Origin of the sequence: Myxococcus faecalis (assembly GCF_050039385.1) — a bacterium.
Lineage (GTDB): Bacteria > Myxococcota > Myxococcia > Myxococcales > Myxococcaceae > Myxococcus > Myxococcus fulvus.
Genome location: NZ_CP144336.1, coordinates 2,508,900 through 2,532,202 on the forward strand (window position 1 = coordinate 2,508,900; position 23,303 = coordinate 2,532,202).

Sequence of the window (23,303 nt, forward strand, 5' to 3'; positions counted from 1 at the left end):
CGCGGCGGCGTGCCACACTCCGGCCGCGCGAGGCCTCTGGCAAGAGGAGCGCATCATGCCCTTGCCCGCCTGCTTCTCGAGTCCCTCCCGCTTCGCCTCCTCGCTCCTGGTGGCGTCGCTGACCCTCGGTGTCCTCGCCGCCTGTGGCGATGACGCCATGCCCGAGCCCTCCGCCCTCTCCGTCGAGGAGCGCCAGCAGCTCGAGCGCCAGATTACGGAGCTGGAGGCGGAGGTCACCCGGCTGCAGGCCCAGGTGAGCCGGCAGCAGCAGGAGCAGGGGCAGGCGGAGCAGGAGAACGCGGCCCTCACCACGCAGGTGCAGACGCTGCAGACGCAGCTCGCCGAGGCCCGGGCCCTGCTGGAGTCCCAGGACTGGGATGGCGTCCTGCTCCGGCTCGACGAGGCGCGCGCGGAGGTGGAGCGACTCAAGGCCCTGCTGCTGGCCACCCAGGGCAGCCTGTCGCTCGTGGCCAGGCTCGTCTTCGGCGACCGCCCCTTCGAATTGGACCAGTCCTTCACGACCGCGGGTGGTGACACCGTCCGGTTCAGCGAGCTGCGCTACTGGCTCACCAACGTGAAGCTGCGCAAGCAGGACGGCTCGACGGTGGCGCTCGCCGACAGCTATCACCTGATGGACGTCCTGAAGGAGCAGCCGGTGGAGGGCACCGCGTCCCCCACGGTGCTCCCCGCGCGTCGGCGCGAGCAGGTCGACGTGTCGTCGGTCCCCGCGGGGACCTACACGGGCATCGAGTTCAGCGTTGGCGTGGACCCCACCCACAATGACGACCTCAGCCGGCAGGCCGGAGAGCTGCACGTCCTGTCGAACATGACGTCCGTCAGCTGGATGTGGTTCACCAGCTACATCTTCACGAAGACGAAGGGGCAGTACGTCCCCTCGGCGGGCGGCCTCGCGGACTTCGCCTGGGAGACGGGCACCAACCCGGACTACCGCACGGTGAGCCAGACCTTCCCCTCGCCCGTCACCGTCAACTCGCAGAAGCAGCTCACCGTGCGCCTGCGCGCCGACGTGGCCACGCTGTTCTCCACGCTCAGCCCCCGCACGACGGCCACCATCAACGCCAGCAACGCCGGTGCTCGCGCCACGCTGTCCGACGCCTTCCAGTCGATGTTCTCCGTGGAGACGGTGGAGAACCCGGACCGATGACTCGCGCCCGGGCGCCCTGGCTCGCGGCCCGGCTCTGCGTCTGGCTGCTGCTGGGCGCCTGTGGCGGGGCTCCAGGGGACACCCTCCCGTCCTCTCCCGAGGGGCCCCTGGGTCTCGTGCTCCCCGCGGGGTACTCCCTCCTGCCGGAGCCGGAGGACAACCGCATGACGCCCGAGGGCGTCGAGCTGGGGCGCTGGCTGTTCCACGCGCCCCAGCTGTCCGGCAACGGGCGCGTGTCGTGCGCGACCTGCCACCTCCAGCCCCATGCGTTCGCCGCCCCAGAGGCCCTCTCCACGCAAGGCGTCTCGGGCAGACCGCTGGCGCGCCACGCGCCCACCCTCATCAACCTCGCGTGGGCGGATGGCCTGTTCTGGGATGGTGGCGCGAGGAACCTGGAGTCGCTGTCACTCGCGCCCCTCACCCATCCGGACGAGATGGGACAGACGGACCTGGAGGGAATGCTGGCGACGCTCGCCGCGGACACGTCCGCCGTCCGGAGGTTCGAGCGGGCCTTCGGTCCTGGAGCGCCCACGCTCGGCCACCTGCTGCGCGCGCTGGCGCAATACCAGCGCACCCTCGTCTCCGCGCGCTCGCGCTACGACGCGTGGCGCAGGGGTAAGCCCGGCGGCTCGCTGACGGCGCACGAGCGCCGGGGGCTCGACGTCGTGCGCCAGCGCTGCGCGCCGTGCCACGAGGGAGAACTCTTCACCGACAACGCCTTCCACAACAACGGCCTGGATGCGCGCTTCGGCGAAGGCGAGGACGTGAGCCGGGGCCGGGGGCGCGTCACACTGCGGGAGGAGGACGCGGGCCGCTACAAGACGCCCACCCTGCGCAACGTCGCGGTGAGCGCGCCCTACATGCACGACGGGCGCATCGCGACGCTCGAGGACGTCCTGCGGCACTACCGACACGGCGTGACGCCCTCCTCGACGCTGGACACCGCCTTGCGGCGCGCTGGGAGCGGCGTGGGCCTCGCGCTGGACGACGAGGAGACCGCCGCGGTGCTCGCATTCCTACAGACGCTGACCGACGAGGCGTTTCTCACCGACACCTCCGTGGGTCCGAGGTAGTGAGGGGGGACTGGCCCCACACTCCGAGGAACCTCGATGAGCACCCAGCACGCCACCGCCCCTCTCTCCACTCGCGACTACATCGACCTGGAGGAGCGCTACGGAGCGCGCAACTACCGGCCGCTGGACCTGGTCATCGAACGCGGGGAGGGCTGCTGGGTCCATGACGTGGAGGGCCGCAAATACCTGGACTGCCTGAGCGCGTACTCGGCGGTGAACCAGGGCCACTGTCACCCCCGCATCCTGGAGACCCTGCGCGAGCAGGCCGCGAAGGTCACCCTCACCTCTCGCGCCTTCCGCAACGACCAGCTCCCCCACCTCTACAAGGCCCTGCGGGAGCTGTCCGGCCTGAGCCGAGCGCTGCCGATGAACACGGGCGCGGAGGCATGCGAGACGGCCATCAAGCTGGCGCGCAAGTGGGGACACACCGTCAAGGGCATCCCCGAGGACCGGGCGGAGGTCATCGTCTTCGCGAACAACTTCCACGGGCGCACCATCAGCCTCATCAGCTTCTCCACCGAGCCGAGCTACCGCCACGGCTTCGGCCCCTTCACCCCGGGCTTCACCGTGGTGCCCTACGACGACGTGGAGGCGCTGCGGAGGGCCATCACCCCCAACACCTGCGCCATCCTGATGGAGCCCATCCAGGCGGAGGCCGGGGTGCTGATTCCACGAGACGGCTACCTGAAGCAGGCGTCCGAACTGTGCCGTCAGCACCGGGTGCTGTTCATGGTGGATGAAATCCAGACGGGCCTGGGGCGCACCGGGAAGATGTTCGCCTTCCAGCACGAGGACGTGCGGCCGGACGTCATCGTGGTGGGCAAGGCGCTGTCGGGCGGCTTCTACCCCGTGTCCGCCGTCATGGCGGACGACGAGGTCATGGGCGTGCTCAAGCCCGGGCAGCACGGCAGCACCTACGGGGGCAATCCGTTGGGCTGCGCCGTGGCGCTCACCGCCCTGGACGTGTTGCGCGACGAGCGCCTGGTGGAGCGCTCCGCCGAGCTGGGCAGGACGTTCCTCGCCGCGCTCAGGACGCTGAAGAGCCGCCACGTCGTGGAGGTGCGCGGTCGGGGGCTCATGGTCGGCCTGTCCCTGGACATCCCCGCGCGCCCCGCCTGCGAGGCACTGATGAAGGAGGGGGTGCTGAGCAAGGAGACCCACGACACCGTCATCCGCCTCACGCCCCCGCTCGTCATCACCCAGGCCGAGCTCGACTGGGCCTTCGAGCGCATCAAGAAGGTCGTCGAGGCGCTGTAGCGCTCCCCGGCGCAAGGGGCTCGGGGTAGAAGGCCCTGCCCCTCGCCTCGGAGCGTCCCCGAATGTCCCAGCGTCCCGGCCTGCTCATCGCCCTCACGTTGCTCGCGCTGCCTGGCTGCGCGGGCTCCCGCCCGTCACCTTCTACCGAGGACGCGGCGCTGGCGCGCGTGGCCGCCATCCACGGCGGCGCGGGCCCATGGGCCGTCGCGGGCTACCGCATGGGCATCCATGCGCTCCAGGCGCTGGGTCTGTCCGCTGGAAGCTTCGACGTGGAGGTGGTGCACCACAGCCCCGAGAAGGTGCAGTACGCCTGCATCGCGGATGGCGCCGCCGCGGCGACGGGCGCGAGCCTGGGCAAGCTCAACCTCACCCTCGTGCACTCGGCGCCCGCCGACGCCATCTTCACGACCTACCGCAACCGCGCCACGGGGCAGCGCCTCACGCTCAAGCCCGCGGCGAGCTTCGCCACGCGCTACCTCGACGTGCCCCGCGCGCACCTGCCGGCCGCGGGCCGGGAGGTGCTCACGCTCACGGATGCGGAGGTCTTCGAGGTCGTCGACACGGCGGACACTCCAACGCCGTGAGCCGCGCCGACGTCGCGTCCGCCGCGACTCAGCCGCCGAAGGCCTTGTCCCACTGCGTGCGGAACCAGTTCTTCGCGGCGTCCACCTTGCCGCCCCAGTTGTTCCCGTGGGGCCCGGCGATGTCGACGACGCCGTTGACGCCCCGCTCGCGCAGCGCTTCGGCGGCCTTCACCGGGTCGTCGGCCTCGCCCCACACGGACACGGTGCCCGCGGGCAGGAAGGTCTCGATGGCCTCGTCCGACAGCTTGTCGTGGCGCACCACGAAGGTGACGGGGCCGCCCAACTTCTCGGCCTGCTCGACCATCCTCCGGGCGTCGGCGGCCTTCACCTCGCCTTCGGTGGGCGGGTTGATGGCGAGGATGGCGTTGGGGAAGCGCTCGCGAATCTCCGGCCCCCACTTCTCCATGGCCTCGAAGCCCAGGTTGAGCATCAGCCTGTCCTGCGGAATGCCCACCTTCTCGATTTCATCGAGGACGGCCGGCACCTGGTCGCTCTCCTTGATGTCGAGCTTGAGCCCGCGCCCCGACTCCTTCCCCATCGTCAGCCATTCATTGAGGGTGAGGTTGTCGCCGTCCTCGTGCGCCTTGTCGTGACGCATCTCCGGCGTGTCGTTGTTGATCTCCTTGCGGACATCCCCCTCGAACCAGTTGGCGTCGCTGTCGAGCGCGGCCTGGAACTCCTCCTTGGTGTTGGTGCGGTGCGCGTTGCGGGCCTCCGACAACGGCAGGTCTCCGGACCAGGTATTGCCCGCGGGTGCCGAGGACTCGGCGGCGGGCTTCGCCTCGAAGGTGTCCGCCTGGGAGTAGCCCGTGGGCTTCGTGGCGGGCTTCGCTTCGACGGGCGGCGGAGGAGGACTGCGCCTGGGCAACTCCACCACCGGACGACGGATACGGCCGACGGAATCGAAAGACATGGCTCGAAGCCTCCCCATCACATTCTCGGGAATCGACGCGCGAAAGGTGCTGCGTCCATCCCGGCTGTAAGCCCGAGGAATGCCGCAGCTCGTCGACGCGGCTCGCCACTCACCGACGCCGGGTGCGCCTCACAGATGCCCCTCCCCCGGAAGCCCGCGGGAACGTCTAACCTCCCCCTGGCGCGAACCCACACCCCGCCCACTCGCGCAGGGAGAACCCTCGTGCCCCACCCCCTTCCCACCCGCCGGGCCCTCCTCGCCGGCGCCACCGCCGCGCTCGTGGTCCGCCCCGAGCTGTCGATGGCCGCGCCCGCCCCTCGCAAGAACTGGAGCCAGGACCCCGTCCGCCTCTTCTTCAACGAGAACCGCTACGGCCCCTGCGAGGGCGCCCTGCGGGTGATGCGCGAGTCGCTCCACCTCTCCAGCCGCTATGCCTCCCAGCACCGCGTCGACGCGCTCAAGCGCCTCATCGCCGAGCAGGAGGGGCTGACGCCGGAGCACGTCCTGCTCACCGCGGGTGCCTTCGAGGCGCTGGTCCTCATCGCCAACGAGTTCGCGTCCGGAGGCGGCGGCGTCATCTGTCCCGACCCGTCCTTCCCCATCGTGGCCACCTACGCCGAGCGGGCCGGAGGCAAGGTCCAGCGAGTGCCCCTGGACGCCACGATGACGCACGACCTGGACGCGCTCGCGGCGCGCGTGGACGCGGGCACGAAGCTCGTCTCGGTCTGCAATCCCAACAACCCCACCGGCACCATCGTCGACTCCGCGAGGCTGCGCGCCTTCTGCGAGGCCGTGGCCCCCCGCGCCACCGTGCTGGTGGACGAGGTCTACCTCCAATACCTGGAGCCCGCGCCCGGGCTCTCCATGGTCGACCAGGTGCGCGCGGGGAAGGACGTCGTCATCACCCGCTCCTTCTCCAAGATTCACGGGCTCGCCGGCATGCGCGTGGGCTACGCGCTCGCCCAGCCCGCGCTCGTGAAGAAGCTCTCCGAGCGGCAGATGACGCTGCCCAACGCCCTCTCCATCGAGGCCGCGCTCGCCAGCCTCCAGGACAAGGCCTTCGTGCCGCGCATCCGCAAGCTCATCACCGACGCGCGCCGCATCACCACCAAGGCCCTGGACACCGTGGGGATGAAGTACGTGCCGGGCCACGCCAACTTCGTCTGGATGCCCCTGCCCCCGGAGCTGCTGGATTTGCCCGTGCGCTTCGCGCCCCACGGCTTCCACCTGACGACCCAGCCCAACGTCCCCATCGCGGCGGAGGCCGCGCGCCTGCGGCTGACGGTGGGCACGGTGGAGGAGATGACCGCCTTCGCCGCGCTGCTGCGCTCGATGCTCGGGCGATGAGGCAGCCAGGCGAACATGTCGGTCCGTCGTCGGGCCCGGAGCCCTCTGGTACCCTGCCGCGCATGGACTCCCGCGCGGCGTCGAGGCCCTCCTTCTGGCCGATGCAGTTCGGCGGCTGGGGGCTCTACGCGCTCCTGCTCATCGTCACCTTCCTGCCCGCGGCCGCCTCCGATGGGCGGGCGGCGCACCTGCTCATCGCCAAGGGCAGCCGGGCGATGTTCGGCCTGGTGCTCACCTCGTTGATGCGGCTGGGCTACCAGCGCATGTTCCCCGGCAGCTTCACCCGTCAGGCCGCCTGGGCCATGGTCACCAGCGCGGTGTTCGGCGTGGTGTGGATGGGCCTCGCCGAGGTGTGGGCCACGTGGCTGTATGACACGTACGACTGGCGCACCAACCGCATGATGTTCGGCAGGGCCGCGCTCGACTACGCGGTGACGCTCTTGGGCTGGAGCGGGCTGTACTTCGGAATCAAGCACGCCCAGGCGTGGCAGGACGAGCGCGAGCGGGCGCTGAAGGCGGCCACCCTGGCGCAGGAGGCGCGGCTGGCGTCCCTGCGGCACCAGGTGCGTCCGCACTTCCTGTTCAACGCGCTGACGTCGGTGCGCGCGCTGATTGGCGAGGACCCGGCGCGCGCCAAACGCATGGTGACGGAGATGGCGGACTTCCTGCGCTTCTCGCTCCAGAAGGGGGACAGCCCGCATGTGCCCCTGGAGGAGGAGCTCGCCATGGTGCGCAGCTACCTGAGCATCGAGTCGGTGCGCTTCGAGGAGAAGCTGGACGTGCGGGTGTCGGTGATGCCGGGCACCGAGCGGCTCTCCGTGCCGGCGTTCCTCATCCAGCCGCTGGTGGACAACGCAGTGAAGCACGGGCTGGCGTCGGGGAAGCTGCCGGTGCGGGTGCGGCTGGGAATCACGCGGGAGCACGACGTGCTGCGCATCCTGGTGGAGAACACCGGCGTGTGGGCGCCGCCGGCTCGGGAGATGGGCCCCGAGGGCACGGGCACGGGGCTTCGCAACGTGCGCGAGCGGCTGGCCCAGCTCTACGCGGAGCGCGCGCGGCTGGAGACCTCCGAGGAGGACGGCTGGGTGCGCGTCCGCGTGGAGCTGCCCGCCCAGGAGTGGACCCCGATTCTCGCCGAGGAGTCACATGACGCCCCCGCTGCGCGCGTTGCTGGTGGATGACGAACGGCTGGCGCGCGCCGAGCTGCGCGAGATGCTGACGCCCTTCCCCCACGTGAAGGTGGTGGGCGAGGCGGACAGCGTGGCCAGCGCGCTCGCGCGAATCGACGAGCTGAAGCCGGAGCTGCTGTTCCTGGACGTGCAGATGCCGGGAGAGAGCGGGTTCGACCTGCTCGCCCGGCTGCCGGAACCTCGCCTGGAGGTCATCTTCGTGACGGCCTTCGACGCGCACGCGCTCCGGGCGTTCGAGGTCAACGCGCTCGACTACCTGCTCAAGCCCGTGCACCCGGAGCGGCTGGCCCGGACGCTGGCGCGCCTGGAGGACACGGAGAAGGACAAGCCCGCCCCCGCGCAGGGACCCTCGCGACACAAGCTGACCGAGACGGACATGCTGTTCCTGGAGAACGGCGCGAAGTCGCGCTTCGTGCGGGTGGACCAACTGGTCTGCCTGCGCGGCGCGGGCGACTACGTGGAGCTGGTGACGGTGGGCGGGATGTGCACGCTCTCGCCTCGGCCCCTGAAGGAGTGGGAGGCCCGGCTGCCGGAGCGGACCTTCGCGCGCATCCACCGCTCCGCCCTGGTCAACCTGACGCTCGTCGAGCGCGTGGACCGGGGGCTCGGCGGTGGGGGCGACGTGTACCTGCGCGGAGTGGAGTCACCGCTGCCGCTCAGCCGCAGCTACGCGGCCGTGCTCAAGGAGCGATTCGGCTGACGTCTCCGCGACATCCTCACGACGTGCCCGTTCCTTCCCCGGAGCGTATGCCATGAACCCGATGACACGCTGGACCTGCTTCCTGGGATTGCTCTTGCTGGGATGCGCGAGCTCCAACCCGGGCCCCGAGCGCTGCACCGGAGAGCGGACCTACCGCGGCCCCACCCGCCGCGGCGCCCCCGAGTCCGTCTGGCCGAAGCTCGCCGCCCAGCGCTCCCTCACCGGAGCGCTCGACGCCGGGCTCACCCAGGCGCTGGACACCGCGCTGGACTCGGTCCTGAAACACGTGCCCGCGGCCAGCGTCGCGGTCGCCCTGCCGGGAGAAGGGCTATGGACGGCGACACGCGGCGTGGCGCGCACGGACACGCGCGAGGCGGTGGGCCCCGACTCCCTGTTCCAGGTTGCCAGCGTGACGAAGAGCTTCACGGCGGTGCTCGTCTCGCAGCTCGCGCGCGAGGGGCGCCTCTCGCTGGACGCGCCGGTCTCCACCTGGTTCCCGCAGGTGCAGGGCGCGGAGTCGATGACCGTCGCGGACCTGCTGGAGCACACGCACGGGCTGGTGAGCTTCAACGCCCTGCCCGGCTTCGAGGACGGTCCCCACCACGCGCCGGAGGAATTGATTCAGGTCGCCGCCGAGCATCCGCGCCAGTTCTGCCCGGGCACGAACTGGGCCTACAGCAACACGGGCTACGTCATGCTCGGACGCATCCTCGAGCAGGTGGAGGGCAAGCCCTTCGCGGACCTCCTCCAGGAGCGCATCGCCGGGCCGCTCGGGCTCACGCACTCGCGGATGAGGACGGTCGACGCTCCGCTCCCCCAGGTCGTCAGTGGCCATCTGGCGGGAGCACCCATCACGCAGGTCGACTACGCCACCCCGTACGCCGCGGGCTCGCTGGCCTCCAGGGCGGAGGACCTCGTGCGCTTCTGGCATGCGCTGATGTCGGGCGCGCTGCTGCCCATGGACACCGTCCAGCGCATGTTCCAGGACATGCACTCGATGGACGTCATGTACCCGCCGTCCCAGCCGGGCAACACGATGTCCTACGGGCGCGGCGTGCAGCTCTACGAGGTGCCCCAGGGGCCGGGCCTCATGCTGGGCCACAGCGGCGGCATCCAGGGCTTCACCTCGGTGATGGCCTGGCTCCCCGAGGACGACGCCTTCGTGGCCGTCATCTTCAATGACAACCAGGTCGCCGCCGAGGCGGGGCTCTGGGCCCTGGTGCGCGCCCTGCGCGAGCACCGGAGCGCGCGGCCCTGAGTCACGCGGGCCGCATCACGACACGGGGCGCTGCGTCTCCGGGTCGATGACGCGGTTGCCCTTGAACCAGTCGTGCTCGCCGTAGCGGTGCTTCGCCGAGTCCACGCCGCCGTAGTTGCCGGTGACGATGTCGGCCAGGTTGCCCAGGGACTCGGAGCCCGCGCGGTAGTACTTGGAGTGGTCCTCGAAGTTGCTCTTGTCCCCGCGGTCCGTCGCCTCGGCGGTGAAGCGCCTGGCGCCGAACAGGTCCTCGGTCGGGTCCTGGCCCAGCGGGTCTCCCGGCAGGTTGCTGCCGTTGAGCCAGGAGACGAAGTCCCGGCTGGCCGAGCCGGACCAGACGTGCCCGTTGGCGAGCGGCCCGTCGTAGTCCTTCACCGACTTCGCGCTGCCCGCGCCCGGGCTGCCGATGAGCACCAGGTCATCCGCCCGCAAGCCGTTCTTGTCCGCGGCGATGGAGGCCGTGGTGCTGCCGTAGCTGTGGCCAATCACCGTCAGGTGGGGCTGGTTGCCCTCGCGGCTGGCGCGGATGCCGGCCACGTCCGCGGCGAGCAGCTTCGCGCCATTCTCCGCGGCGTTGTCGGACGCCACGTTCTGGAAGCCCGGCGCGTCGTAGCCCATCCACGCCACCGTCGCGACCTCGCCGTGCTCCTTGCCCGCGGCCTTGTGCAGGTTCAGCGCGTCGCTGGTGATGTTGTCCATGTAGTCGCGCACGTCCGAGTTGAGTCCGGGCACGCTCACCGACACGTGCTTCGCCGTGTCCAGGTTGCCAGCGACGATGGCCGCGCGCCCCTCGCCCTTGACGAAGGCGGAGTCGTAGACGAGCAGCTGCGCGGAGCCGACCTCCTTCTCCGTCCGCTCCAATTGCTTCTGCACCGCCCGCGCGTTCTCCAACTGGTGCTGCTTCTCCTTCGGGAGGAACTTCTCCGCGGGCTCGTCCGCGGCGCTGCCCGGACGGAGCGCGTCGCGCAGCTTGTCTCCCAGCGAGCGGTTGTCCAGGTAGTCCTTCTTGGCCTTGTCGGCCTCGGCGGTGAGCTGGGTCAGCTCGTTCTTGAGCTGCTGGCGGTTCGCGGTGTCACGCACGGAGGCGGGCAGGCCATCCAGGGAGCCGACCTTCTTCGGGTCCGAGCTGACCGCCTGCATCTGCTCCGTGGGAGACAACTGCTTCCACCAGCCCGCGCGAGCCTTCGGGTCCGCGGGCGCGGCGTCGAGCGGGCCCTTGGCCACGGGCGAGGCCTTCTCCCCTGTCAGCCGCTCCGCGCCCACCTTCCGAGGCCCCTCGAACGCGGTGAGCGTCTGCTGGGGCTGGGGCTTCCGAGCGGCCTTCTCCTTCGCCTTGGCGGCGGCGGCCTGGGCCTGGGCGGCGATTCGCGCCGCCTCCGCGCGCCTGCGGGCTGCCTCGGCTGCTCCACGGTCGACAGATGAGATGGGGGCCATGACATCGCCTCGAATGGCTGGGGGATGCCTTTATCATCGCGACGGGTAGGAATTAGTTTCCCGATGTGCGCGAAAATCAGCTGACGCACAAAGACAAACACTCCAGGACGTGGGCTCTGTCACGCAAAGACAGAAGGCCCGGGGCCGCATCGACGCGACCACCGGGCCTTCATGGATACAGCGGGAGGACGTGCGCTACTTGTTGGGGTTGTCCACGCCGTTGCTCGTCCAGACGAAGTCCTGGATGAAGCTGCCGCCGATGCCCAGACCCCGCTCGCGCTCGACGTCGCCCACGAGCGCGTCCGGCAGGCCCTTGTCCTGGAAGGACTGGGGCACGCGCGTGCCCGACTCCAGGTGGGAGTTGTTCGTCACCTTGTATTCGAGGTTCGGCTTGCCCGTCTTCGGGTCGATGCCGGTGCACTCGATCTGGGTCCTGTACGAGCCCATGAACCACTCGAGCGCGGTGTACGGCGCGTCCTTGTTGTTCTCCGAGGTGCCGGGGCCGGTGAAGCGATACAGGGCCTTGTCGTTCGCGTCGGCGATGACCTTCGGGTCCCCCTGCGTGGGCGGGAAGACGTCGCCGGGCTTGGGGTTGGGGTACATCTTGAAGAACTCCTCGGTGAGCTGCTGCTGGTGCGGACGGCCCGCGAGGTCCTGGGTGTACTTGTCATCGGTGATGGTGACGCGGTCGACGGTGCGGCCCTCGCCGTCCGTCGTCTTGTCCCACGTGCCCAGGTCCGCCGGCTTCTCCTCCAGCAGCCACGTGCCCCACAGCTTCGTCCAGTCGGCCTCGAGCTTCTGGCCCGTCACCGGGTCCGTGGTGCGGTTGATGGCCTCCAGGTCGACCTCGCCCAGCTTCTTGAGGCTGTCGGTGAGCGAGGCGTCCTTGCCCAGCACGACCTCGGACGTCTTGGCGAGCGCGTCCACGCCCAGCTCCGTGCCCTTGAGCAGCACGTTCGTCGCGCCGTCCGGGAGCAGCGCGTTGGCGCCGTGGTAGGCGGTCCGCAGGCCCGTCTGGAACACGTCCCGCGCCAGGTCCTTGGGGTCGGTGATGGCCTTCTTGAAGGCGTCCGCGACGGGGTTGCGCTTCACGTCCTCGAAGACGTCGCGCGAGGTGTCGACGACGGCCTTCTTCGCGTCCTGGGCCTTGTCGACGACGGTGTCCTTCACGCCCTTGGCCTTGTCGACGACGGTGTCCTTCACGTCGTCCACCGTGCGGGTCACCGTCTTCTTCACGTCGTTGAAGCTGGGGAGCCGGATGCCCATGACTGGAACCTCGGGGGGTGGGGATGAGCGGGGCGTCTGTCCGGTTATCGGCCCGGTCCCCGCAAAGGTTTCTTGTGGTGTGAGAGCACGGACTTCCAGGAACTGAGCGAGCGTTCGACCGGGCGCGCCATCGAGTCAGGGCTGTGCGAAGGTGGACGTATGGGGGCCGCTCTCCCCACGAGGTCCCCATGCAGCCGCAGCCCGACTGGCGCCCCCATGCTCTCGACGGTGCCCTCCTCTGGTTCCATCGGAAGACGGGGACGAACCTCCGGCTCGATGCTCCCGGGACACGGCACCTGCGACGCCGCGCGCCCCGGCTGGTGCTCTTCGGCATCACCAACGCGTGCAACCTGGCGTGTGGTTTCTGTTCGCGGGAGCGCGAGGCGCGCAGCGACTGGACGGTGGACTCGGCGTTCGAGGTGCTCTCGGGGCTGGCGCGCGCGGGGACGCTGGAGGTGGCCTTCGGTGGCGGGGAGCCGCTCGCGTTCCGGGGCTTCGATGCGCTCGTCGAGCGGCTGGCGACGCACACGCCGCTGGCCATCCACTTCACCACGAACGGGGTGCTGCTCTCGGAGGAGCGGCTCGCGCGACTGCAACCCCACCTGGGTGAGGTGCGGGTGTCCCTGTACGAGGACAACGACTGGGAGGCCAGCGTGGCGCGGCTGGCCCGCGCGGGGCAGACCTTCGGGGTGAACCTGCTCGCCACGCCGGAGCAGGTGTCGGGCCTCCCGGAGCGGCTGCGGAGGCTGGAGGCGCTGGGGTGCCGCGATGTCGCGCTCCTGCGCTACGTGGGGCGGGATGCGGCTCTGCGGCTCGGCGCGGACGACGAGGCGCGGCTCACGGACATCGTGGCGGCGAGCCCGGTGCGCACGCGGCTGTCGGTCTGCTTCGGGGACATGCTGCTGGAGGTGCCCCGGCTCTTCGGCGGTGACTGCGGCGCGGGACGCGACTTCGTCACGCTGACGTCGGACCGGAAGCTGAAGTCCTGCTCGTTCCATGGCGCGGGCCTGCCCGTCGGCTCGGCGGAGGACGTGCTCCGGGCGTGGGAGGAGAATCAGGCGACGCTGTCCACGCCGTCGCCCCTGCCGGGCTGCGCGCGCGTGAGCTCGCCACGCGCGGATGCGCTCGAAGAGGGCGTCCGGGTGTGGCGCGGGTTCTCCGGCAACAACAGCGGCGACTGCGTGCTCGTGGGCCGCTTCGATACACCCGAGGAGGCGACGGCTTATCTGGAGACGCTCGTTCCGGATTGGAAGCCAGGGGGTGAATACCCCGAGCGGTGGAAGGCGTTGCTGGAGGCCGAGGGCATCCGCGTCGCGGCGGATGAGTACGCGCCCCAGGTGATGCTCGCGATGGGGCGCGCGGTGCTGATGCACACCGACATGACGCTGGGAGACGACTTCCGCGCGCTGCGGTCGCGGGTGTGGAAGCGCAAGGGCCGCCTGGTCCACACGGGCATCCATGTCCACGCGCAGGTCCTGCTGGCCACGGTGTTCGGCGTGAAGGACGCGGCGGCGCTCCCGGCGCTCGCGCGCGCGTTGGACGCGGCGGAGTTCGGCCCCTTCGTGCGCCATGCGAACCAGCTCCACGGGCTGGTGGATTTCTGGGGCGGGGCCGGAGACGAGGAGGCGCTCGATACGCGCGCGGCCCGCCTCTCCGCGATGGCGCAGGAGCATGGCGCGGTGCTCGCGGCGGAGCTGGTGGAGATGCCACGGGAAGCCAACCTGAAGCAGGCCCTCGCGTCGAGGCATCCGAGGGCCACTCGGACGCGGCTGTGGGCCCTGTTCGATTCGGCGGAGGCCGCGGCGCGCTACGCGCGGGATTTGGAGGGCGCCGTCACCGTGGCGGGCGCGCACGTGCTGCTCGAGGAGGGCCACTTCGGTCCTCGGCTGGGGTACCTGGCCCATCGCCAGGGAGGACGGGCGCTCATGCTCACGGGCCAGCGCGTCATCGTCACCGGGTACTTCGCGAAGAAGAACCCCGGGGCCGCGGACATGGTGCCCCGCCTTCGGCCGTACCTGTCCGCGGATGACCGGCTGGAGACCGTGTCCTGGGAGAAGTCCCTGATGATTCAGGTCGACACCCAGGCGCCGGGGCCGGTGTTGAAGGGGTTCACGGAGCTGGAGGTGCTGCTCGGGATGCCCATCCAGGTGAGGCTCCATCCCGACAATCCGCTCGCGGAGGCCCTGCACCGCCTTCGTGAGGAGGTGGAGTCGGAGCGCTGAGCCCGGGTGGGCGGCTTGCCTCTCCGGGGCGCTGGGCTACGCTGCTGGCCGAATGGCGACAGAGAAGGCGCTGCTGCTCATCGCGGACATCGGCGGCTACACCCGCTTCATGAAGCACCACCGCTTCAGTCTTGCGCACGCGCAGGACTCGGTGGCGCAACTGCTCGAGGCGGTCATCGACGCGTCGGGGAAGCTCAAGCTCGCCAAGCTGGAAGGCGACGCGGCGTTCTTCTACGCGGTGGGAGAGGACCACGGCTCGCTCGCCCAGCGCATCGCCGACATCCGGCGTGCGTTCCTCGCGCGGCGGACGCTGTTGGACGTGGACCGGATGTGCAAGTGCGACGGGTGCACGCAGGTGGGCTCGCTGACGCTCAAGTTCGTGGCCCACTCCGGAGAAGTCGCGTTCCAGCGCGTGAAGCACCTCACGGAGCTGGCGGGCGTCGACGTCATCCTCGTGCATCGGATGCTGAAGAACGACGTGCCGGTGTCCGAGTACGTCCTGATGACCGACGCGGTGCACCAGCGGCTGGAGCCGGAGCTGCGAGGCAAGGCCCAAGGGCTGGAGCACGAGTTCGAGGGCCTGGGGCGCACGACCTGCCACTACCTGGACCTCAACGACAGCGCGCTGACGCTGCCCGTCTCCGTGAAGCCGAGCCTGCCGCGCAGGCTTTGGAACAAGCTGCTGCTGGAGCTGCGCACGCTGAAGTACGTGCTCGGCTTCGCCAAGCCCTGTGAGGACTTCCGCAACGTGGAGGTCGTCGACGCGAGTGACGCGTCCAAGGCGGACCACCGCGCCTGACCGGACGCGCGGCGGAATCTTCCAGGCTGGCCCAAGGCTCGATGCGTCGGCGCTCAGGTAGGCCACCCGCTCACCGGCGCACGCACTCGAGCGCCCAGGTGAAGCGCGGACGGAGTTTCTCGACACAAGCGGACCCGGACGCCAACGCACGGCCACCACGCACGCCATGGCGCGCCTCCGCGACCCGCGTCGGATGCGACGACAACGCGGCTCGGGTACCTTGCCGACCTCACCTTCACCTCGAGGTCCGCCGTGGAGACACTCGCCTGTGGCCATGCCGCGCCCGTCGCGGGTCTGTGCTGCGTCCACCTGCTCGAGAACGAAGACGCGGGTTACTACGTCCGCTTCACCGGCAGGGGCGCCTGGATGGACCTGCTCTGTGAGGACTGCGGCCGCGTCAGCCACCCCGGACAGGCCCACCGCGCCGTCTGCACCGACTGTCAGCAGGCCACCGTCGCCCGTGGCTTCGACCTCATCGGCGTCATCGGCCGCCCCGAGTCCCGCTCCCGCGCCACGGACCTGCGCTTCGAGCATCGCGAGCACAGCCTCTCCGCGCTCACCGGACGCACGCCGCTCGCCGTCGCCGCCCTCGGCGCGTCGAGCTGGCTCGCGGTGGACCCGGAGGGCGCCCTGCTCCGCCTGGACCTCGACGAGGCCCCCCCCGCCCGTCTGGGCTCGGTGAGCGACACCGCGCTCGACCTCGCCGCGCCCCTCGCGCTGCACGTCTCCGCCTGCGCCCGCTTCGCCGCCGTGGTCAACCTGCGCGGCAGCCACGGCGTCGTCGTCGACCTCACCACCGGCGCGGTGACGATGCGGCTCGACCGGGGCTCGTACCACACGAAGCACTGCGACTACTCCGTCGCCTTCTTCCGCGATGGCGAGCGCACGCTGCTCGTACACGCCACCGGGTGGAACCGGCTGGACCTGTCGGACCCCGCCAGCGGCGCGCTGCTGAGCGCCCGCGAGCCGCCGTCCCGAGGCGAGCCCAATCAACCCATCCGCGCGCACGAGCTCGACTACTTCCACTGCGGCCTCACCGTGTCCCCCAACGACGAGTGGCTCGTGGACGACGGCTGGGTCTGGCACCCGGTGGGCATCCTCACCAGCCTCTCGCTGCGGCGCTGGGTGCGGGAGAACGTCTGGGAGTCCGAGGACGGCCCCTCGCAGCGACGGCTCCGCGAGGTCCCCTATTACTGGGACGGCCCGCGCTGCTTCGTCGGCCCCCGCATCCTCGCGACGTGGGGCTTTGGTGGAGACGTCGACAAGCTCATCGACGCCGCGCTCTTCCACGACGTCTCCACCGGCAAGCTCCTGCGCTGGTTCCCAGGTCCCCGAGGCGCCTTCGAGTGCGACGGCAACCTGCTGCTCGCCAGCGCGGCGGACACCGGCACGGCCGTCTGGGACATCGAGACCGGTGAGAAGCTGCACGAGGACGCCACCCTCAAGCCCACCGCGTGGCACCCGGTGTCGCGCCGCTTCCTCACCGTGCTCCCCCAAGGCGGCCTGCGAGAGAGCAGCCTGAGCGGCACCGCCTGGTGAGCCGCGACGGACTCAGGCGGGGAACACCGCCACCTCGAGCTGGCTCAGCCGCTCGGGGTCGAAGATGGACTCGATGGCCACCACGCGCCCTGCCTCCACGGTGAAGCGCAGCACGGAGACCAGCCGGCCTCCCGGCGCGATGACCAGCCCCACCTGCCCATCGATGAGCGCCAGCTGCGTGAAGCGCGCACGCGCCGACGCGAGGGTGGCCTGACGCGCGACGAACGCCGCGCCCCGGACCTCCCGCGACGCCCCGGGTGGCAGCACCCGCGCATCCGTGCGCGCCACCACGTCCGGGTCCAATATCGCGAGCAACGCGTCCAGGTCCCCGCCCCGCGCCGCCGCATGGAAGGCCGCGACCAGCTCCCGCTGCCGGCCCAGGTCCGCGTCTGGAGAGAGCGCGGCCCCATGCACCCGGCGCCGCGCCCGGCTGGCCAGTTGCCGGGCCGCCGTCGCCGTGCGCCCCACGATGGGCCCGATGTCGTCGAACGACAGCGAGAACAGGTCGTGCAGCACGAAGGCGATGCGCTCCGGAGGACTGAGCGCGTCCAGCACCACCAGCAGCGCCACGCCCACCGAGTCCGCCATCAGCGACGCCTGCTCGGGGTCGCCCGCGGCGGGCACATGCTCCAACCGGGAGACGCCCTGCAGGTCCGCGGACTCCTCGCGGCGGGAGCTGCGGGTGCGCAGGAAGTCCAGGCACACCCGCGCCACCACCGTCGTCAGCCAGCCCCGGGGATTCACCACATCATGGGTGTCCGCCCGACTCACGTGGAGCCAGGCCTCCTGCACCGCGTCCTCCGCCTCGCTCACCGAGCCCAGCATCCGGTACGCCACGGCCCGAAGGTGCATCCGGTGGGACTCGAACTCCCTGGCTCGCCGAATTTCTTCGTCCATCGGTCACATTCCTTCGCGGGGCTCCGTCATCGCGGCGCCGGACGCAGCACGGCGTCGATGTGACACGCAGACAGCGGTTCAGCAACTCCCTTCCACCGGAGCCCTTCGAGGCTCCCGGAGCACTCCTGTCATGAACTCCCGCATGAAGAACCCCGCGATGGTCGTCCCCGAGGCCATGCACGCGCTGATGGCGCTCTCCAAGGCCACGAGCCAGGGCGGCGTGCCGCAGAAGACGCTGGACCTGGTCCACCTGCGCGCCAGTCAAATCAACGGCTGCTCGGTCTGCGTGGACATGCACCCGCGCACGGCCAGGAAGGCCGGTGAGAGCGAGGAGCGGCTGTTCGCCGTCGCCGCCTGGCGCGACACGCCCTACTTCACCGACGCCGAGCGCGCCGCGCTGGCGCTCACCGAATGCGTCACCCGCTTGAGCGACCGTTCGGACGCGGTGCCCGACGACGTCTGGCAGGAGGCCGCCCGGCACTACGACGAGCCGGCGCTGGGCGCGCTCGTGATGTCCATCGGCCTGGTCAACCTCTGGAACCGCCTCAACGCGGCGACGCGCCAGCGGGTGGACCCGAACGCCCGCTGGTAGGTGACATGCGACGTGTCCTGAACGGGAACCCCTCCCCACGGAGCACGTTGGAAGTCCGGGCCTCCCACCCCACCGTCCGTTGCTTTTTTGGACCCGGAAAGGAACGGACATGCGGGCAAGACTCTGGTGCACCTTGTTGGGACTCGGACTGGCGGGGTGCGGAGTTTCCACGAGCCCCGAAGCGACACAGGCTGTCGACACGGGCGCAAGCGCAGCCCGTGCCCAGGCCTGTCCCCAGGGCACGGCCTCCCGGTTGAAGGTCATCACGCCACCGGGCTCGGGCCCCGTCCTCATCGCCGGCAAGCAGCGCGGGACGGACCTGCTCGTCGACATGGGCGGGATGCTCTACTTCGGCACCAACTTCCAGGATGGCGGCGCCACCCTCTGGCGCACGGATGGAACCCCCGGGGGCACCGTGGAGGTGAACCGCTTCGCCCCCGCCCCGCGTCGCGCCCCTCGACTGGGGAGCCTGGTGGCCATGGGCCGCAAGGTCTTCTTCGAGGTCGACGACCCCGACACCGGCAACGAGCTGTGGGTCAGCGACGGCACCCAGGCGGGGAGCCGGCTGCTCAAGGACATGACGCCCGGCGCGGAGGGCTCGTCGTTGATGCATCACACCGCGCTCGAGGACGTGCTCGTCTTCGTCCGGGCGACGTTCGACTCCCAGCCGCCCTACGTGCATCACGAGCTGTGGCGCTCGGATGGAACGCCCGACGGCACCGTCCGCGTGGCCCTCATCCCCGACGACGTCATCGTCCAGGCCACCTCGTTGAAGGTGGGCAATTCGCTGCTCTTCTTCCTGTCCTCGGAGCGCGGCGGCACCACGCTGTGGCGCACCGACGGCACGCCCTCCGGGACGCTCGCCGTCAAGAAGGTCGACTCGCGTGACGCGTACGTCCACCACGTGGACCCGACGGGCGACGTGGGTCTGTTCGTGATGAACGACGGCTCGCACGACGAGGTGTGGAAGACCGACGGCACCGCCCAGGGCACGGTGCGCCTGGACTCCTTCGGCAGGTCCACGCGGCTGCTCGGCGTGCTGGGCGACTGGGTCTACCTGGGCACGCTGTCGTCGAACATGCGCGCGCTCCACGTGGAGCGCCTCTCGCTGGAGGGCGGCGGCAAGGCGCGCATCACCACCCTGGACAACCCCTACGCGAATCGCCCGGATGCCATGCCCTATCTGCAGCGCACGCTGCACTCCGGAGGGAAGCTCTACTTCTCCATGGCCATCGGCGGCACGGGGCCCGGCCACCAGGACGTGTCGCTGTGGGTGACGGATGGCAGCGCCGCGGGCACCCGGTTCATCCATCGTCCGTTGGACCTGAGCCTCGACTCCAGTTCCCCGCTGTTCGACACGGGCCACGGCGCGCTGCTCTTCAGCGGGTCCGAGTACGGGGCCACCGAGCCCTGGTTCACGCGGGGCACGTCGGCCACCACGGGGCAGCTCGCGGACATCACCCCGGTCCCATGGGGCTCCTCGCCCGCGGGCTTCCGCCGCCTGGGCGAGCACGTCTTCTTCTTCGCCAAGGACGACACGGGCGACCAGCAGCTGTGGAGCACGCCGGCCGACTTCTCGTGCGCGGCCAGGGCTACCCCGTAACGGCGAGCCCCACAAAACGCGCGGTGGCGCGCGCCTCGGAGCGCAACCAGGCGCGCAGCGTCGCCACGTCGGAGCGGCCCGACAGCGGCCGCGGGTGGACGAGCCAGTAGCCGTAGTCGTTGGGGAGCACCGTCTCGAAGGGCCGGACGAGCCGTCCGGTCCGCAGGTCCTCGGCGGCGAGCATCAGCCGGCCCAGCGCCACGCCCTCCCCCTGACGCGCGGCCTGGAGCACCAGCCCCGCGTCGTTGAACGCGAAGCCCTTCGTGGTGTCCACGCCCTCCACCCCGGCCGCGTCCAACCAGCGCCGCCAGCCGTCCTTCGGCGTGTCGTGGAGGAGCCGGCGCTTGCGCAGGTCCGAGGGCGAGCGCAGGCGCCTCGCGAGCGCGGGCGTACACACGGGCGTGAGCCCCTCCGGCGCCAGCAGCTCGGCCTTGAGCCCCGTCCACTTCCCCAGCCCGGAGCGCAGGCCGACATCGAAGCGGTCGTCCAGGAAGTCCCACAGCTCGCCGGCGCTCGAAATCTGGAGCTCCAGCGCCTCGTGTCGCTCACGCAGGGACGCGAGCCGGGGCACCAGCCAACACGCGGCGAGCGAGGGCAGCACGGTGAGCCGCAGCGGCCCCGGCTGGGCCTCGTACAGGCGCGTGGTCGCCTCGGCCAGCCGCTCGAAGGCGGGGGTGAGCTCGCGCAGGTAGGCCTGTCCCTTCTGCGTCAGCGTCAGCGCGTGGCCCCGGCGCTCGAACAGCGACACGCCGAGCCAGTCCTCCAGCTGACGCACCTGATGGCTGATGGCGGCCTGCGTGACGCGCAGCTCGGTGGCGGCGCGGGTGAAGCTCAGGTGCCGTGCTCCCGCCTCGAAGGCCCGCAGGGCTCCGAGCGGTGGAATGCGTCGCATGCTCGATGAGCTCCCTTTATCGAGGGCCCGAGGATAGCTCGCTGGGGAGCGGGCTCGAAATGGAGTTTGTCCCAGCGTGTGCCCGACGCGATGGACGCGCCGGGGGCTTGGGGCTTGCGCCATGATTCCCGTCGAAGTCTGGGTGATGTTCCTCGGTTACACGGTGCCGATGGTGTTCAGTCCGGGCCCCGGCAACACGGTGCTCGCCACCGCCGGAGGCCGCTTCGGCCTCCGCGGCACGCTGCCATTCTGGCTCGGCTTCGAGGTGGCCAACGTCGCCCTGTGCCTCGTCTACGGGTTGGGGCTGGGCCGTGCGCTGCAAGGCGTGCCCGCGCTGCTGCACGTCCTGCGCTGGTGCAGCGTGGCGTACCTGCTCCATCTCGCGTGGAGCTTCGTGCGCGGCACGCGCGCGCCCACCGCGGAGGACGCGGAGCCGGAGCGGCTCGGGTTCGTCGAGGGCGTGCTCGCCGTCGCGCTCAACCCGAAGATCCACTCGATGGTCCTGGTGATGTTCTCGCAGTTCCTGAGGCCGGAGCTCGGGATGCTCGCGCAGACGGCGCAGCTCACCGGGGCCTTCCTGGTCGTCTGCGTGGCGTGCCACTTCCCGTGGATCTACGGCGGGAAGCTCATCCTGGGACGCTTCCGCTCCGAGCGGGCCCTGCGCATCCAGGGCTGGACGTTCGGCGCGTGCATGGTGGCGGTGGCCGCCTACGTCGCCGTGGCGTGAACCGCCCCCGAAGGCCCGCGGAGCCTCGTGGCTCCGCGGGCCTCCAGGTCCTGCCGTTACCGCTTGATGATGAACTCCACGCGGCGGTTCTCGCCGCGGCCTTCCGGGGTGTCGTTCGTCGCGATGGGACGCGACGGGCCGTAGCCCCTGGCCTCCAGGCGCTTGCCGTCGATGCCGCGCTTGATGAGGTAGGCGCGCACCGACTCCGCGCGCTCCTGGCTCAGCGTGCGGTTGAGGTCCTCCGGACCGGTGTTGTCCGTGTGGCCCTCGATGCGGATGGCGACGTCCGGACGCGCCTTCAGCTGCGCGGCCACGTCATCCAGCACCCTGGCGCCCTCGCCCTCGATTTCGGCGCGGCCCACCGTGAAGGTGACGCGACGGTCCGCCAGCGACAGCTTCTCCTCCACCGGCGCCGGCTCCGGGCAGCCCTGACGACCCGCCACGCCCGCTTCGTTCGGGCACTGGTCCTGGTCATCCGGGATGCCGTCACCGTCCGTGTCCTTCGCCGCAGGGCAGCCCTGGTTCTCCGCCGTGCCCTTCTGGTCGGGGCACTTGTCCTGGTCATCCGGGACGCCGTCGCCGTCCGTGTCCTTCGTGGCGGGGCAGCCCTGGTTCTCGGCCGTGCCCTTCTCGTCCGGGCACTGGTCCTTCGCGTCCGGCACGCCGTCGCCGTCCTTGTCCGGGCAGCCACCCGCGTCCTTGCTGCCGGCCTCGCTCGGGCACGCGTCGTTCCGGTCCGGCACGCCGTCGCCATCCGAGTCCGGGTCCGGGCAGCCCTCGTTGTCCGCCGAGCCCGCCTCGTTCGGACAGCGGTCGGACTTGTTGAGCACACCGTCGTTGTCGTCGTCGTTGTCCGGGCACTGCTCGGGCGTGTGCTTGCGTCCGCCCTGGCAGACGTCCTCGCGGGCGGGGTTGTGCGCCCAGGCGATTCCCGCGCCCAGCCGCCACGCGGGCGTGCCGGGGATGTTCGTGAAGCCCTTCCCGGCGAGCGCGTTCACCTCGAAGCCGTGACCGATGGGAAGCCGCACGCCGCCGAGCAGCTCCACCGCCACGTCGGGCTGCACCAGCGACTCGGCCACCTGCAGCGCCAGCTCGCCGCGCAGCCCCTCGCCGCGCGTGGCCACCACCACGGACTGCTCCAGCTCCGTGCCCACGTCGCGGCCCGGGTTCACCTCCGTGGACCGGATGCGCGCGCCCACGCTGGCGCCCAGCGCGAACATGCCCACCTCGCGGCCGAGCGAGACGCGGGGCGAGAACTGCAGGCCCGCCCAGTGCTCCTGTCGACCGAAGGCGCTCGCGCGTCCGCCCGGGAGCCCCACGTCGAGCCCCACCGCGAGCGACAAGGGCGCGCCCTCGTCGCGACGCAAGAGCGAGTAGCGCGCGCCCACTTCCGGCGTGCCCAGGCCCGAGGACGACGGCGTGGAGATGCCGACGTACATGCCCTCGCCATGGCCGCCCTGGTGGATGATGACGGGCAGCCGCGCGGACAGCTCCAACCGGTCCACCGGCGACCACGCGCCCTGCACCCAGGCCGACGTGCGGTAGTGGAGGATGGAGCGCTCGCTGCCGTCGCTGCCCTCCAGCACCAGGATGCCGCGCTCGTACCCCACGAGCAGGCTGAGCCGGTAGCCGCCCTCGTTGAGCAGCCGCCCGGTGTCCACCGTCAGCGAGTCCACCGCCGACGCGTTCAGCCGCAGCCGCTCCGCGTCGAAGGGGCTCAGGGGAGTGGAGGTCGTCTGCGCCGAGGCTCCGCCCGCCGAGGCCAGCGCCGCGGCGAGCACACACATCCGTGCCGATTTACGCAAGGGAAGGTCCTTCGAGCTGAAGAGTCGGAGGAGAGGATTC

General features: G+C 70.8%; 20 protein-coding genes. 14 read left to right on the forward strand and 6 right to left on the reverse strand.

All coding sequences use genetic code 11. The annotated features are described in order from the left end of the window. Positions 1-55 precede the first annotated feature (55 nt). From VZQ01_RS09820 to VZQ01_RS09835, 4 genes are all read left to right on the forward strand, one after another. Positions 56-1,165 carry an MbnP family protein gene (locus tag VZQ01_RS09820; protein ID WP_408891382.1) on the forward strand — a complete coding sequence of 370 codons (1,110 nt, stop codon included), beginning with the start codon at positions 56-58 and terminating at the stop codon, positions 1,163-1,165. Beyond that, positions 1,162-2,238, forward strand: coding sequence for a cytochrome-c peroxidase (locus VZQ01_RS09825; RefSeq protein ID WP_426747663.1), 1,077 nt, complete (start codon positions 1,162-1,164; stop codon positions 2,236-2,238). The genes VZQ01_RS09820 and VZQ01_RS09825 overlap by 4 nt, the downstream gene beginning before the upstream one ends. A gap of 36 nt (positions 2,239-2,274) precedes the next feature. Beyond that, positions 2,275-3,495 (forward strand): ornithine--oxo-acid transaminase, encoded by a 1,221-nt coding sequence (rocD, locus tag VZQ01_RS09830; protein ID WP_408891384.1) that lies wholly within the window; start codon positions 2,275-2,277, stop codon positions 3,493-3,495. Positions 3,496-3,557: 62 nt separating this feature from the next. Beyond that, entirely contained in the window at positions 3,558-4,079 is a 522-nt protein-coding gene (locus tag VZQ01_RS09835) for an FmdE family protein (protein WP_408891385.1), read from the forward strand. A gap of 28 nt (positions 4,080-4,107) precedes the next feature. On the opposite strand, the gene VZQ01_RS09840 is transcribed toward VZQ01_RS09835, so the two are convergent. Then, a complete protein-coding gene (locus tag VZQ01_RS09840) occupies positions 4,108-4,992 on the reverse strand; it encodes an FAM151A/B family protein (RefSeq protein ID WP_426747664.1) in 885 nt (294 codons plus the stop codon). A gap of 222 nt (positions 4,993-5,214) precedes the next feature. Here VZQ01_RS09840 and VZQ01_RS09845 point away from each other — a divergent pair, with 222 nt between their 5' ends. The 4 genes from VZQ01_RS09845 (at position 5,215) to VZQ01_RS09860 (ending at position 9,487) form a co-directional block, all read left to right on the forward strand. Next, positions 5,215-6,339, forward strand: a complete 1,125-nt coding sequence (locus VZQ01_RS09845; RefSeq protein ID WP_426747665.1) for a pyridoxal phosphate-dependent aminotransferase — start codon at positions 5,215-5,217, stop codon at positions 6,337-6,339. Between the two features lie 62 nt (positions 6,340-6,401). Then, a complete protein-coding gene (locus VZQ01_RS09850; RefSeq protein ID WP_426747666.1) occupies positions 6,402-7,520 on the forward strand; it encodes a sensor histidine kinase in 1,119 nt (372 codons plus the stop codon). Continuing rightward, on the forward strand, positions 7,486-8,229 hold the full coding sequence (locus VZQ01_RS09855; RefSeq protein ID WP_426747667.1) for a LytR/AlgR family response regulator transcription factor: 744 nt from the start codon (positions 7,486-7,488) through the stop codon (positions 8,227-8,229). The genes VZQ01_RS09850 and VZQ01_RS09855 overlap by 35 nt, the downstream gene beginning before the upstream one ends. 52 nt (positions 8,230-8,281) lie before the next feature. After that, positions 8,282-9,487 (forward strand): serine hydrolase domain-containing protein, encoded by a 1,206-nt coding sequence (locus tag VZQ01_RS09860; RefSeq protein ID WP_223784614.1) that lies wholly within the window; start codon positions 8,282-8,284, stop codon positions 9,485-9,487. Between the two features lie 15 nt (positions 9,488-9,502). Here VZQ01_RS09860 and VZQ01_RS09865 read toward each other — a convergent pair whose 3' ends face one another. Further along, positions 9,503-10,921 carry an alpha/beta hydrolase gene (locus VZQ01_RS09865; protein ID WP_426747669.1) on the reverse strand — a complete coding sequence of 473 codons (1,419 nt, stop codon included), beginning with the start codon at positions 10,919-10,921 and terminating at the stop codon, positions 9,503-9,505. 195 nt (positions 10,922-11,116) lie between these two features. Next, entirely contained in the window at positions 11,117-12,187 is a 1,071-nt protein-coding gene (locus tag VZQ01_RS09870) for a hypothetical protein (protein ID WP_408891390.1), read from the reverse strand. Positions 12,188-12,375: 188 nt separating this feature from the next. On the opposite strand from VZQ01_RS09870, the gene VZQ01_RS09875 reads away from it, so the two are divergent. From VZQ01_RS09875 to VZQ01_RS09885, 3 genes are all read left to right on the forward strand, one after another. Beyond that, positions 12,376-14,409, forward strand: a complete 2,034-nt coding sequence (locus VZQ01_RS09875; protein ID WP_223784611.1) for a radical SAM protein — start codon at positions 12,376-12,378, stop codon at positions 14,407-14,409. A 52-nt stretch (positions 14,410-14,461) separates the two neighbouring features. After that, complete coding sequence (locus VZQ01_RS09880) at positions 14,462-15,208, forward strand: DUF2652 domain-containing protein (RefSeq protein ID WP_223784610.1); 747 nt, start codon at positions 14,462-14,464, stop codon at positions 15,206-15,208. Positions 15,209-15,460: 252 nt separating this feature from the next. Further along, positions 15,461-16,747 carry a WD40 repeat domain-containing protein gene (locus VZQ01_RS09885; protein ID WP_426747670.1) on the forward strand — a complete coding sequence of 429 codons (1,287 nt, stop codon included), beginning with the start codon at positions 15,461-15,463 and terminating at the stop codon, positions 16,745-16,747. A gap of 12 nt (positions 16,748-16,759) precedes the next feature. Here the strand turns inward: VZQ01_RS09885 and VZQ01_RS09890 are convergent, their stop codons facing one another. Then, entirely contained in the window at positions 16,760-17,599 is an 840-nt protein-coding gene (locus VZQ01_RS09890; protein ID WP_426747671.1) for a sigma-70 family RNA polymerase sigma factor, read from the reverse strand. Between the two features lie 175 nt (positions 17,600-17,774). Between VZQ01_RS09890 and VZQ01_RS09895 the strand changes: the two genes are divergently transcribed. Further along, positions 17,775-18,236 (forward strand): carboxymuconolactone decarboxylase family protein, encoded by a 462-nt coding sequence (locus tag VZQ01_RS09895; protein WP_141323994.1) that lies wholly within the window; start codon positions 17,775-17,777, stop codon positions 18,234-18,236. A gap of 253 nt (positions 18,237-18,489) precedes the next feature. Then, positions 18,490-19,839, forward strand: coding sequence for a hypothetical protein (locus tag VZQ01_RS09900; protein WP_426747672.1), 1,350 nt, complete (start codon positions 18,490-18,492; stop codon positions 19,837-19,839). On the opposite strand, the gene gcvA is transcribed toward VZQ01_RS09900, so the two are convergent. Next, the gene (gene gcvA, locus VZQ01_RS09905) at positions 19,829-20,731 is read right to left on the reverse strand and encodes a transcriptional regulator GcvA (RefSeq protein ID WP_426747673.1); all 903 of its coding nucleotides are present in this window, start codon (positions 20,729-20,731) and stop codon (positions 19,829-19,831) included. The genes VZQ01_RS09900 and gcvA overlap by 11 nt on opposite strands. 121 nt (positions 20,732-20,852) lie before the next feature. Here gcvA and VZQ01_RS09910 point away from each other — a divergent pair, with 121 nt between their 5' ends. After that, entirely contained in the window at positions 20,853-21,458 is a 606-nt protein-coding gene (locus VZQ01_RS09910) for a LysE family translocator (RefSeq protein ID WP_223747990.1), read from the forward strand. 56 nt (positions 21,459-21,514) lie between these two features. Here the strand turns inward: VZQ01_RS09910 and VZQ01_RS09915 are convergent, their stop codons facing one another. Continuing rightward, complete coding sequence (locus tag VZQ01_RS09915) at positions 21,515-23,263, reverse strand: OmpA family protein (RefSeq protein WP_426747674.1); 1,749 nt, start codon at positions 23,261-23,263, stop codon at positions 21,515-21,517. Between the last annotated feature and the right edge of the window lie 40 nt (positions 23,264-23,303).

Coding starts and splice junctions, on each gene's coding strand:
- VZQ01_RS09865 (WP_426747669.1), bottom strand. CDS start 10,921: ATGGCCCCCATCTCATCTGTCGACCGTGGAGCAGCCGAGGCAGCCCGC.
- VZQ01_RS09880 (WP_223784610.1), top strand. CDS start 14,462: ATGGCGACAGAGAAGGCGCTGCTGCTCATCGCGGACATCGGCGGCTAC.
- VZQ01_RS09875 (WP_223784611.1), top strand. CDS start 12,376: ATGCAGCCGCAGCCCGACTGGCGCCCCCATGCTCTCGACGGTGCCCTC.
- VZQ01_RS09820 (WP_408891382.1), top strand. CDS start 56: ATGCCCTTGCCCGCCTGCTTCTCGAGTCCCTCCCGCTTCGCCTCCTCG.
- VZQ01_RS09850 (WP_426747666.1), top strand. CDS start 6,402: ATGGACTCCCGCGCGGCGTCGAGGCCCTCCTTCTGGCCGATGCAGTTC.
- rocD (WP_408891384.1), top strand. CDS start 2,275: ATGAGCACCCAGCACGCCACCGCCCCTCTCTCCACTCGCGACTACATC.
- VZQ01_RS09860 (WP_223784614.1), top strand. CDS start 8,282: ATGAACCCGATGACACGCTGGACCTGCTTCCTGGGATTGCTCTTGCTG.
- VZQ01_RS09870 (WP_408891390.1), bottom strand. CDS start 12,187: ATGGGCATCCGGCTCCCCAGCTTCAACGACGTGAAGAAGACGGTGACC.
- VZQ01_RS09840 (WP_426747664.1), bottom strand. CDS start 4,992: ATGTCTTTCGATTCCGTCGGCCGTATCCGTCGTCCGGTGGTGGAGTTG.
- VZQ01_RS09895 (WP_141323994.1), top strand. CDS start 17,775: ATGAACTCCCGCATGAAGAACCCCGCGATGGTCGTCCCCGAGGCCATG.
- VZQ01_RS09855 (WP_426747667.1), top strand. CDS start 7,486: ATGACGCCCCCGCTGCGCGCGTTGCTGGTGGATGACGAACGGCTGGCG.
- VZQ01_RS09910 (WP_223747990.1), top strand. CDS start 20,853: ATGATTCCCGTCGAAGTCTGGGTGATGTTCCTCGGTTACACGGTGCCG.
- VZQ01_RS09825 (WP_426747663.1), top strand. CDS start 1,162: ATGACTCGCGCCCGGGCGCCCTGGCTCGCGGCCCGGCTCTGCGTCTGG.
- VZQ01_RS09890 (WP_426747671.1), bottom strand. CDS start 17,599: ATGCACCTTCGGGCCGTGGCGTACCGGATGCTGGGCTCGGTGAGCGAG.
- VZQ01_RS09835 (WP_408891385.1), top strand. CDS start 3,558: ATGTCCCAGCGTCCCGGCCTGCTCATCGCCCTCACGTTGCTCGCGCTG.
- gcvA (WP_426747673.1), bottom strand. CDS start 20,731: ATGCGACGCATTCCACCGCTCGGAGCCCTGCGGGCCTTCGAGGCGGGA.